We start from the raw sequence: 12,865 nt of genomic DNA, 5'->3' as shown, positions 1-12,865 counted from the left end.
ACAACGTCCTGACATCCGCTTCCATGCCGGCCTGGCGCATGCGCTCCATCAGGCTGACGGCGAGCAGGGAATGCCCGCCCAGTTCGAAGAAATGGTCGTGACGGCCGACGCGCTCCACGTTGAGGACTTCCGCCCAGAGTTGGGCCAGGGTGATTTCGGTTTCGCCGATGGGCGCTTCGTAGCCACGGGTGATGACCGACGCCAGGTCCGGGATCGGCAGCGCCTTGCGGTCAAGTTTGCCGTTGGGGGTCAGCGGCAAGGCATCGAGACGCACGTAGGCGGCGGGCACCATGTAGGCCGGGAGTTGGGTTTGCAGATGAGCGCGCAGGTCTTCGATGTCTGCGGCGTTATCCGTTGAGTGCAGGGTGAAATAGGCGACCAGGCGTTTTTCGCCCGGCACGTCTTCGCGAGCGAGGACGGTGGTTTCCTTGACGGCTTCGTGTTGCGCGAGTTTGGCTTCGATCTCGCCGAGCTCGATGCGGAAACCACGGATTTTCACCTGGTCGTCGTTGCGACCCAGGTATTCGATGTTGCCGTCGTTCAGGTAGCGGCCCAAGTCGCCGGTGCGGTACATCCGCCCGTTGCTGCTGAAGGGATCGCTGAGGAAACGTTCGGCGGTGAGGTCGTCGCGGTTGAGGTAACCCCGCGCCACGCCTGCGCCGCCGATGTAGATTTCACCCGGAACGCCCAGTGGCACCGGTTGCTGGTGTTCATCCAGCAAATAGAACCGGGTGTTGGCGACCGGTTTGCCGATGTGCGGGGCGAAACCGTCTTCGCGATCCATCGAGACCCAGCTTGAGTAAGTCGTGGTTTCTGACGGGCCGTAGAGATTGCACAGGCGTTTGACGCTGGTCTGTTCGAACAGGCTTTCCACCAGACTGCGTTTAAGCGCTTCACCGGCGACGTTGACCGTGTGCACGCTGTCGCTCACCCCGCCCGATTCCAGCAGCGCCTTGAGCGCCGAGGGCACGGTGTTGATCAGTGTGATGTCGTGTTGCGGCTCCAGCACGTTGGTCACGACGGTAATGCTGCCGCCCGAGGTCAGCGGCGCGAAGCATTCGTAAACCGCCAGGTCGAAGTTCAACGAGGTCGAGAACAGGGTTTTCGCCAGTGTGGCTTCGTCAAATGAGCGATGGGCCCAGGTGAGGAAGTTCACGGTATTGCGGTGTTCGATCATCACGCCTTTCGGCAATCCGGTGGAGCCGGAGGTGTAGATCACGTAGGCCAGGTGCGCTGACGTCAGCCCTTCAATCGATGGATTGGCGACGGATTCGCTGTACCACGAAGCGTCATCCAGATCAATCAACGGCACCTGGACATGGGACAGCAGCCCGCGAGTCCCGGCCTGGGTCAACACCGCCGCCGGGGCGCTGTCCTCCAGCATGTAGGCGATCCGATCCAAAGGATAAGCCGGATCGAGCGGCACGTAACCGCCGCCCGCCTTCAAGATGGCCAGCAAACCGACGACCATCTCGGCACTGCGCTCGACACAGATCGCCACTCGCGAATCCGGCTGCACCCCTTGTTTACGCAGGTGATGGGCCAAGCGGTTGGCTTTTTCGTTCAGCTCGCGATAACTCAACTGTTGTGCGCCGTGTATCACGGCCAGCGCATCCGGCGTGCGCGCCACCTGAGCCTCAAACAACCCATGAACCGTCTGGTCAACCGGATACAACGCTTCAGTGGCGTTGAACGTCACCAATAGCTTCTCGGACTCAGCGGCCGGCAGGATCGACAACCCATGCAGCGGCGCTTCCGGCGTCTGTTCAAGCATGCCGATCAAGCCGCGCAACGTCTGCTGCACATAACCGCAGATGCGTTGCGCGCCGATCCGCGCCGGGGTCATGACGGTGAAACTGAACGCCTCGCCCTGATCATCCACCGACAAGGTCAACGGGTAGTTGGTGCGTTCCTCACCGCTGAGCAAGTCGATGCCATTCCAGGCCGACAGCGCTTCGGTCGACGTCATGGCCCCGGTGTGGCGGTAGTTGAGCAAGGCACTGAACAGCGGCGTCGGTGCTTCCACCCCGCTGCAACGTTGCGCCAGCACCAGCGAAGCGTGCTCATGGCCGAGCAAGGCACTGAGTCGCGCATGGGTGGCTTTCACCCCGGCACGCACGCCTTGCTCGCCCACTTTTACCCGCAACGGCAAGGTATTGATGAACATCCCGAGCGCTCGGTCAGCGCCCTCGCCGGCCTGCATCCGGCCGATCAGCACGGTGCCGAACACCACGTCATCCTTGCCCGAGACTTTGGCCAGCACCTGGGCCCAAACCAGGTGATACAGACTTGCCGCACTCACCCCGAGCTGGCGGGCCTGGACACGTAAACGGCGGCTGAGGTCGGCGTCGATGTCCTGACGCACTTCCTCGATGCCGCTGCCATCGCCCTGCACGTCCTGCAAACCGAACGGCAGTGTCGGCTCGTCGACATCGCCGAGCATGTCACGGAAGAAGGTTTCATGGGCCTCGCGGCTCACGCCTAAGCGGGCCTGGGCCACGTAATTGCGGTATGGCACAGAGGCCGGCAAGCCCTGTTCCTGGCCGTGCATATGCGCCTCGATTTCCGAGGCCAGCACGGCGAGTGACGTCGCGTCGTCCACCAAATGATGGAACAACAGGATGCCGACCCAGCGCTGATTCGGCGTGTCCTGGGCATAGGCGATGCGCATCAGCGGTGCCTCGCGGATGTCCAGGCGATAGTGCCTTGGGTCGAAACGCTGATGCAGTTGCTCGGCGATATCACCGGCCGACGGTTCCAGCGAAACCCCTTCGACAACCAGCCGCGCCTCACGCCAGACCACTTGCACCGGTTCGGCCAGGCCTTCCCACAGCACGCCCGTGCGCAGAATGTCATGCCGGGCGACCACGGCTTGCAAGGCGTGGCTGAAACTGATCAAGCGTTCGAAACTGTCGAAGCCGAACATCACATATTGCAGGTACGGATCGCCCTGGGTCGCCGCGAGGTGGTGATACAGGATCCCCTCCTGCAATGGCGCCAGCGGGTAGATGTCCTGAACATTGCTGACGCCGCCGGGGACCATGGACACGATACGGTCGATGGCCGGTTGATCCAGGTTGGCCAGGGGCAGCATGTCCGGGGTGATCCGTTGGCAATCCGGCGCGATCCGATTCAGCGGCACGATCACTTCTGTGTAGCCGCCCACCGCAGCAGCCAGGGCCGCCAGGGTCGGTTGGCCGAACAGCACGCGGACATCGGCGCTCAAACCGGCATGCCGCATGCGCTCGATCAGCTTCACCGCCAGCAGCGAATGGCCGCCCAGTTCGAAGAAGTTGTCGTGACGGCCAATCTGTTCGAGGTCCAGCAGTTCTTGCCAGATCGTCGCCAGGGTTGTTTCCACCGCGCCTTGCGGTGCGACGTACTGCTGCGACGCCACGGCAGACTGATCAGGTGCGGGCAATGCCTTGCGATCGAGCTTGCCGTTGGCGGTCAACGGGAACGCGGCCAGGGTGACGAAGGCGCTTGGCACCATGTAATCAGCCAGGGAGAACAGCAGTTGCGAGCGCAGTTGGCTGACGCTGAGTTGCACGCCTTCCTGCGCAATGACATACGCCACCAGACGCTTGTCCCCCGGCGCATCTTCCCGGGCGATGACCAGCGCTTCGCTGATACCGTCGCAGGTGGCCAAGGTCGCCTGGATCTCGCCCAATTCAATGCGGAAACCACGAATCTTCACCTGTTCGTCGTTGCGCCCCAGGTATTCGACGCTACCGTCCGCCAGCCAGCGGCCGAGGTCGCCGGTGCGGTACATCCGCGCGTTTGGCTCGCGGCTGAACGGATGGCTGAGGAAGCGTTCGGCGCTCAGTTGCTCGCGGTTCAAGTAGCCCCGCGCCACACCCGCGCCGCCGACGTACATTTCGCCAATCACACCCACGGGGACGGGCTCGCGCTGCGGGTTGAGGATGTACAGCTGCAAATCGGGAATGCGCCCGCCAATCGGGCTGACGCCTGGCCGCTCGGCGTCGGCTGAAGTCAGTGCGCGATAGGTCACGTGCACCGTGGTTTCGGTGATGCCGTACATGTTGACCAGTTGCGTCTGGTCATTGAGGGCGCGGGCATACCACGGTTTGAGCATGCCCGGCTCCAGCGCTTCACCGCCGAAAATCACCTGGCGGATGCTGTGGGCTCTTGTGCTTTCGCCTTGGGCGGCGATCAGTTGACGGAAGGCACTCGGCGTCTGGTTCAACACCGTGACCCCGGCCTCGCAGAGCAAGGCATAACAGTCGTCCGGCGAACGGCTGACTGCTTGCGGCACCACCAGCAAGCGCCCGCCGTGGGACAACGCGCCCCAGATTTCCCAGACCGAGAAGTCGAAAGCGAAGGAATGGAATAAAGCCCAGACATCTTGCGGGCCGAAGTCGAACCACGCCTTGGTTGCGGAAAACAGCCGGGCAACGTTGCGGTGCTCGACCATCACCCCCTTCGGCAGGCCGGTGGAGCCCGAGGTGTAGATCACGTAGGCCAGGTGCGCCGAGGTCAGCTCAGGCACCTGCGGGTTGACCGTCGATTGGCTGTGCAGCGAGGCGCAATCGAGGTCGATCACCCGCACCGATTCTTCGGCCAGCAACTCGCGGGTGGCGGCATGGACCAGGATCGCCACGGGGGTGCTGTCTTCCAGCATGTAGGCGATGCGCTCGGCGGGATACGCCGGGTCCAGCGGCACGTAACCGGCGCCGGATTTCAGGATGCCGAGCAGGCCGACGATCATTTCCAAACCGCGTTCGACGCAAATCGCCACGCGGTCATCCGGGCGAATGCCCAGCAACAGCAGGCGATGGGCAACCTGATTGGCCCGGGCGTTGAGCTCGCCGTAGGTCAGGGATTGATCCTCGAACACCACCGCCACGGCTTGCGGCTGAGCATTCGCTTGCGCTTCGAACAGGCCATGGACGGTGCGGTCATGGGCGTAAACGCCGGTCGGCGCATTCCAGGTGTCGAGCAATTGTTGACGTTCTGCCAGTGGCAACACCGTCAAGTCGCGCATTGCGTTGTGCGGCGCGTGTTCCAGCGCGTTCACCAGGCTTTCCAGCGCTACCTGCATATAGCCGCAGATGCGTTGCGCGCCAATCTGCGCCTCGACCTGCGCCGTCAGGCTGAAGCCCTGGCCCAGGTCATCGACGTTCAGGGTCAACGGATAGTTGGTGCGTTCTTCGCTGGCCAACAGGTGCATGCCGCTCCAGGCCGACAGCAATTCATCGGTGACCTGCACGGCGCTGTGGCGGTAGTTCAACAGTGCACTGAACAGCGGCGCCGGCGAGGCCACTCCACTGCAACGTTGGGCCAGGGCCAGGGAGGCGTGTTCATGCCCCAACAACCCGGTGAGCCGTGCGTGGGTGGCGGAGACGGCGGCGCGGACATTTTGCGCATCGATCTGCACGCGGATCGGCAAGGTGTTGATGAACATGCCCAAGGCTCGATCGGCCCCTTCGCCGCCCTGCATCCGGCCCATCAGCACGGTGCCGAACACCACGTTGGGTTGGCCCGAAGCCATGCTCAGGACCTGAGCCCAGGCCAGATGCACCAGGCTCGCGGCGCCGACGCCGAGGCGCCGGGCCTGGGCGCGCAGACGCAAGCTCAGGGCCGGGTCAACCGCTTCGGTCACTTCTTGAATACCGCGCCCGTCACCCTGGACCTGGGCCAAGCCAAACGGCAGGGTCGGTTCGTCGATATCCCCGAGCATGTCGCGGAAGAAGGTTTCGTGTTGCTGCTGGCTCACACCCAAACGGGCCTGGGCCACGTAGTTGCGATACGGCACTGCCGCGCCCAACTCTGCGGCCTGGCCGAGCAGGTGCGCCTGCATTTCGTGGCGTACCACTTCCAGCGCTGTGTGGTCGAGGGCCATGTGGTGGAACAGCAGCGTCGCGACCCAGCGCTGATTGAGCGCGTCCTGGGCAAAACGGATGCACATCAACGGCGCCTGGTGGAGGTCGAGGCGATGGTGGCGGGAGTCGAAACGCTCGCGCAACTGATCGGCGATATCGCCTTCGGTGGCGGTGAACGTCACTTCTTCCACATTCAGTTGCGCGTGGCGCCAGACCACTTGCACCGGTTCTTCAAGCCCTTCCCAAGCCATGGAGGTGCGCAGGATGTCATGGCGATCGACCACGACTTGCAGTGCCTGGGTAAAGGCGTCGAGGTGTTCGCGGCTGTCAAAGGCAAACTGGCTTTGCAGCACGTACGGGTCGCCCTGTTCGGCGGCGAGGTGGTGGTAGAGGATGCCCTCCTGAAGCGGCGCCAGGGGGTAGATGTCTTGCACATTGCGGGCGCCGCCGGGGACGGTGGCGATGATGCGATCGATGGCGTGCTGGGTCAGCGTGGCCAATGGCAGCAGGCTTGGGGTGATGTGTTCGCAGTCGTGCGGGATCAGGTTGGCCGGGACGTTGATCTCTTTGCCACTGCCGACGGCTGCAGCGAGGGCGGCCAGGGTCGGTTGGCTGAACAGGGCGCGCACGTCGGTGCTGAGCCCGGCCTGGCGCATGCGTTCGATCAGGCTCACAGCCAGCAGCGAGTGACCGCCGAGTTCGAAGAAATGGTCGTGACGGCTGATTTGCGGCAGGCCGAGCAGGTCTTGCCAGATGTTTGCCAGGGTCGTTTCCGTTTCACCGAGGGGGGCTTCGTAGCCTCGGGTGATGACGGAGGCCAGGTCTGGCGCCGGCAGGGCTTTGCGGTCGAGTTTGCCGTTGGGGGTGAGTGGCAGTTTTTCGAGATGGACGTAGGCCGCCGGGACCATGTAGTCCGGGAGTTGGGTTTGCAGGTGGCTGCGCAACTGATCGATGTTGAGTGTTTCTGGCGCGGTGTAATAGGCGACCAGACGTTTTTCGCCGGGGATGTCTTCCCGGGCCAGGACCACGGCTTCGTTGATGTCTGCGTGTTGGGCGAGTTTGGTTTCAATCTCGCCGAGTTCGATGCGGAAACCGCGGATTTTGACCTGATCGTCGTTGCGGCCCAGGTATTCGATGTTGCCGTCATTCAGGTAGCGGCCCAAATCGCCGGTCCGGTACATGCGGCCGGTTGTGTTGAAGGGATCGCTGAGGAAGCGTTCGGCGGTGAGGTCGTCGCGGTTCAGGTAACCCCGCGCCACGCCGGCGCCGCCGATGTAGATTTCGCCCGGCACGCCCAGTGGAACGGGTTGTTGGTGTTCATCCAGCAAGTAGAACTGGGTGTTGGCCACGGGTTTGCCGATGTGGGCGGCGAAACCGTCTTCGCGATCCATCGACACCCAACTGGAGTAAGTCGTGGTTTCGGATGGGCCGTAGAGGTTGCACAGACGCTGGACGCTGGTTTGCTCAAACAAACTTTCCACCAGACTGCGCTTCAGCGCTTCACCGGCGACGTTGACCGTGTGCACGGTTTTGCTGAGCCCACCGGACTCCAGCAACGCTTTAAGCGCTGACGGTACGGTGTTTATTAGCGTGATGTCGTCTTGCGGTTCCAGCACATTCTTAACGACATTGATGCTGCCGCCCGACGTCAGCGGCGCGAAGCATTCGTAGACCGCCAAGTCGAAGTTCAACGAGGTCGAGAACAGCGTTTTCGCCAGAGTTTCACTGTCAAACGAACGATGCGCCCACGTCAGGAAATTCACGGTATTGCGGTGTTCGATCATCACGCCTTTCGGCAACCCGGTGGAACCGGAGGTGTAGATCACATAAGCCAGATGCGCCGAGGTCAGGCCTTCAATCGATGGATTTGCGACGGATTGATCCTGCCAAATGCTGCTATCCAGATTGATAACGGGTATCGAAGCGTCAGCCAACAGCCCCAATGTCGCCGCTTGCGCCAACACCACGGCCGGCGCGCTGTCTTCCAGCATGTAGGCAATTCGATCCAACGGATAAGCAGGGTCGAGCGGCACATAACCGCCCCCAGCCTTCAGAATCGCCAGCAACCCAACGACCATATCGGCGTTTCGTTCAACGCAAATCGCCACCCGCGAATCCGGCTTCACACCCTGCCCGCGCAGATAATGCGCCAACCGGTTCGCCCGTTCATTCAACTCGCGATAACTCAGGCGTTGTTCGCCATAGATAACCGCCAGCGCATCGGGCGTGCGCTCCACTTGGGCCTCAAACAACCCATGAACCGTCTGATCAACCGGGTACACCGCTTCGCTGGCATTGAACTCAACCAACAGCTTCGCCCGCTCCGCCACCGGCAAAATCGACAACGCTCGCAGCGATGACCCCGGCGCGGACTCCAGCGCGTCCACCAGACTTTCCAGCGCCGTATGCATATACGCGCAAACCCGCTGCGCCCCAACCTGCGAAGTCACCAACACCGACAACGCAAAGCCGTTGCCCAGATCATCCACATTCAAGGTCAACGGATAATTGGTCCGCTCTTCCCCGCCCAGCGTCTCGATACCGTGCCAGGCCGCCTGATACTGCGCCGACCCATCCACCACCGCGCTGTGGCGATAATTGAGCAATGCGCTGAACAGCGGCAGTGGCGCGACCACCCCGCTGCAACGCTGTGCAAGCACCAGCGGCGCATGTTCATGCCCCAGCAGCGCCGTCAACCGCGCATGGGTCGCCTTGACCCCGGCCCGCACGCCTTGCGCACCGACATCGACCCGCAGCGGCAAGGTGTTGATGAACATGCCTAGCGCCCGGTCGGCCCCCTCGCCGCCCTGCATCCGGCCCATCAGCACGGTGCCGAACACCACGTCCTGCTTGCCGGAGACCTTGCCCAGCACCTGGGCAAAGGCCAAGTGAACCAGGCTCGCCGCACTCACACCGAGTTGCCGCGCCTGGGCCCGCAGCCGCTGATTGAGTGCCGCATCCACTGACTGTTTGGCTTCCTCGACATCACGACCATCGCCTTGTACATCCTGCAAACCAAACGGCAAGGTCGGCTCATCAACATCGCCCAGCATCTCGCGGAAGAACTTTTCGTGCTCCTGCTGGCTCGCCCCCAAACGGGCCTGGGCCACGTAGTTGCGATACGGCACCGCTGCGCTCAACTGATCGGCCTCGCCCAGCAAATGCGCCTGCATCTCGTGCTGCACCACAGCCATCGCGGTGTGGTCGAGCGCCATATGGTGGAACAGCAACACCGCCACCCAACGCTGGTTCCGCGCGTCTTCGGCGAAGGCCAGGCGCAGCATCGGTGCCTGACTGATGTCCAGTCGGTAATGCCGTGGGTCGAATTGGTCCTGCAACTGCGCGGCGACATCTCCGGCAGCCGCGTCCACATCGACCTGCTCCAGATGCAGCTTCGCCTGGCGCCAGACCACTTGGGTCGGTGCCTCCAGGCCTTGCCACACCACGCTGGTGCGCAGGATGTCATGGCGGTCGATCACGTTTTGCAGCGCCGCAATGAAGGCCTCCAACCGCTCACGACTGTGCAGTTCGAACACGGCCTGCAACACATACGGATCGCCCTGCTCGGCGGCCAAATGGTGATAGAGAATGCCTTCCTGCAACGGCGCCAGCGGATAGATATCCTGCACGTTGCCCACACCGCCCGGGACGCTGCTGACGATATGCTCAATCGCCGCTTGATCGAGGGTGATCAGCGGCAACATGGCCGGGGTGATGAGTTCGCAATTGGATGGAATCAGATTCGCCGGAACGCGCACTTCGCTGCCGCTGCCCACCGCAGCGGCCAGTGCCGCCAGGGTCGGCTGACTGAACAACACCCGCACATCGGCACTCAAGCCTGACTGACGCATCTGCTCGATCAGCTTCACCGCCAGCAGCGAGTGGCCGCCGAGTTCGAAGAAGTGGTCGTGACGACCGACCTGCTCGACGCTGAGGATGTGTTCCCAGATCCGCGCCAGGGTGATTTCGGTTTCGCCCACCGGAGCTTCGTATTCACGGGTGACCAGCGCTTCCAGGTCCGGCGCCGGCAATGCCTTGCGGTCGAGCTTGCCGTTGGGCGTCAGGGGCAGCACGTCGAGACGCACGTAAGCGGCCGGGATCATGTAGTCCGGCAACTGCGCTTGCAGGTGCGTGCGCAGCGCTTCGGCATCGGGCGCTGCGTCCTGCTCGTGCAGGGTGAAGTAGGCCACCAGGCGTTTCTCGCCGGGCACGTCGGTGCGGGCCAGCACCACGGCGTCCTTGATTGTGGCGTGTTGTGCCAACCGGGCCTCGATCTCGCCCAGTTCGATGCGATAGCCACGGATTTTCACCTGGTCATCGTTACGGCCCAGGTATTCCACAGTGCCATTGGCCAACCAGCGCGCCAGATCGCCCGTGCGATACAGCAAGGCGTGCGGCCCGGTGCTGAACGGATCGGGCACAAACTTCTCGGCGGTGAGTTCGGGGCGGTTCAGATAACCATTGGCCACGCCGTCGCCGCCGATGTACAACTCGCCCGCCACGCCCAGAGGTGCCGGGCGCTGGTGGGCGTCGAGCACATAGACCCGGGTGTTGCCGACCGGGCGGCCAATCGGAATGCTGCCCGCGCCGGCCATGGTGATTTCATAAGTCGTGGAAAAAGTCGTCGCTTCTGTCGGGCCGTAGCCATTGAGCAGATGCTGCGGCGCACCGTCCTTCAGCACACGACCGATCACCGCCGGGTCGAGCACATCGCCGCCGACGATCAGGTAACGCAACTGGCTGAACACGTCGCTCAAACCGGCGGCGTATTGATGGAACAACCCGGCGGTCATCCACAACACACTCACCGATTGCTCGAGCAGCAAAGCGCGCAAGGCGGATTGCGCGAGCAACACATCCTGCTCGACCACCACCACGCAACCGCCATTGAGCAGCGGTGCCCAGACTTCAAGGGTGCTGGCGTCGAACGCCGGGTTGGAAGCGAAGGCCACCCGATCCTGGGCGTTGAATTGCGCGTAACCGTTGTTGATCACCAAGCGGTTGATCGCCCGGTGCGGCACCAACACACCTTTCGGCGTGCCGGTGGAGCCGGAGGTGTACATGATGTACGCCGGAGTTTCGCTGGATTGCGCAAGGCGCGGGTCCTGGCTCGGCAGGTTGTCGAGCGACAACGTGTCGAGATCCACTCGCCGGGTGCCGGGGGCGACAGGTTCGTCACGGTGGGTCAGCACCACGGCGGCTTGGCTATCTTGCACCATGAAGTGCTGGCGTTCGGCGGGCGCGTTGACGTCCAGCGGCACGTAGACGGCGGCGCATTTGAGGATGGCCAATTGGCTGACCAGTAGCTCAAGGGAACGCTCCAGCAGAATCGCCACGCTCTCGCCCGGCTGAACGCCGAGGCCAATCAAGTGGTGGGCCAATCGATTGGCCCGGGTGTTGAGTTCGCGGTAAGTCAGGCTTTGCCCGTCGTGGAGCGCCGCGGTTGCCGACGGATGGGCGCGGACCTGCGCTTCAAACGCTGCGTGCACGGTGCTGCTGCGCGGATAGATGCGAGCGGTGGCGTTGAAACCGGTCAGCACCTGACGACGCTCGACCAGGGGCAGCACATCCAGACTGTGCAAGGCGGATGTCGGAGCGGATTCCAGTGCCGTGGCCAGGCGTTGCAGCGCGGTGTTCATGAACGCGCAAACCCGCTCGGCACTGACGCCGCCCGAGACCAGCACGGTCAGGGCAAAGTCGTCGCCCAGGTCGTCGACCGACAGGGTCAATGGGTAGTTGGTGCGTTCTTCACTGTCCAGGGCTTCGATGCCCTGCCACGCGGCATCGACGGCCTCCGACGGTTCGCCGGAGTGACGGTAATTGAGCAAGGCGCTGAACAATGGTGTCGGCGCGGCCACCGCACTGCAACGCTGAGCCAATGCCAGAGATGCGTGTTCGTGGCCGAGCAACGCCGTCAGTCGTGCGTGAACTGCTTGCACGCCGGCCTTGACGTCCTGACCAGCCACATCAACCCGCAGCGGCAAGGTATTGATGAACATGCCCAAGGCGCGATCAGCCCCCTCGCCGCCCTGCATCCGCCCCATCAGCACGGTGCCGAACACCACGTCGTCCTGACCCGAGACACGCCCCAGTACTTGCGCCCAGGCCAAGTGATGCAAGCTCGCCGCACCCACGCCCGACTGGCGGGCCAGACGTCGCAGGCGACGGCTCAGGTCGCGGTCGAGGACTAGCCGGGCCTCTTCGATATCACTGCCATCGCCCTGCACGTCTTGCAAACCGAATGGCAGCGTTGGCTCGTCGATATCGCCGAGCATGCCGCGGAAGAAAACTTCATGTTCTTGCTGGCTCACGCCCAAACGGGCTTGGGCCACGTAGTTGCGATACGGCACCGCTGCGCCCAACTCTGCGGCCTGGCCGAGCAGGTGCGCCTGCATCTCGTGGCGCACCACCTCCAGCGCGGTGTGGTCGAGGGCCATGTGGTGGAACAGCAGCATCGCCACCCAGCGCTGATTGGGTTTGTCCTCGGCGAAGGCCAGACGCATCAGCGGGGCCTGGGTGATGTCGAGGCCATAGTGGCGGGCATCGAAACGGGTGTGCAATTGCCCAGCGATATCCCCGGCCTGCGGGTCCAGAGCGAGTTCGTCCAGACCCAGTTGCGCCTCGCGCCAAACCACTTGTTGCGGTTCGTCGAGCCCTTGCCAGAGCACGGCGGTGCGCAGGATGTCGTGGCGGTCGATGACGTTTTGCAGGGCCCGGACAAAATCGTCCAGGCGTTGGCGGCTCTGCACCGCGAATCGCGCCTGCAGCACGTACGGATCGCCCTGCCCGGCGGACAGGTGATGGAAGAGAATGCCTTCCTGCAACGGTGCCAGCGGGTAGATGTCCTGCACGTTGCCCACGCCGCCCGGGACGCTGGCGACGATGCGGTCGATGGCGTCCTGGGTCAGATCGGTGAGCGGCAGCATGTCCGGGGTGATGCGGGAGCAGTCCGGGTGAATGCTGTTGGCGGGAACGATGATTTCGGTGCGGCCGCCGACGGCTGCGGCCAACGCGGCGAGGGT

General features: G+C 63.3%; 3 pseudogenes. All 3 read right to left on the bottom strand.

The annotated features are described in order from the left end of the window. Positions 1-7: 7 nt before the first annotated feature. Positions 8-6,364 (bottom strand): annotated as a pseudogene (locus BK665_RS35535) (amino acid adenylation domain-containing protein); the annotation flags it as partial. A gap of 114 nt (positions 6,365-6,478) precedes the next feature. Next, positions 6,479-9,499: pseudogene (locus tag BK665_RS35530) on the bottom strand (non-ribosomal peptide synthetase); the annotation flags it as partial. 171 nt (positions 9,500-9,670) lie between these two features. Next, positions 9,671-12,733, bottom strand: a pseudogene (locus BK665_RS35525) (non-ribosomal peptide synthetase); the annotation flags it as partial. Positions 12,734-12,865: the final 132 nt, after the last annotated feature.

It is taken from the genome of Pseudomonas frederiksbergensis (genome assembly GCF_003732665.1).
In the GTDB taxonomy this organism is placed as follows: domain Bacteria; phylum Pseudomonadota; class Gammaproteobacteria; order Pseudomonadales; family Pseudomonadaceae; genus Aquipseudomonas; species Aquipseudomonas frederiksbergensis_G.
Note: the sequence above shows the minus strand (reverse complement) of the source record. Positions and strands in the feature narration are given on the sequence as shown.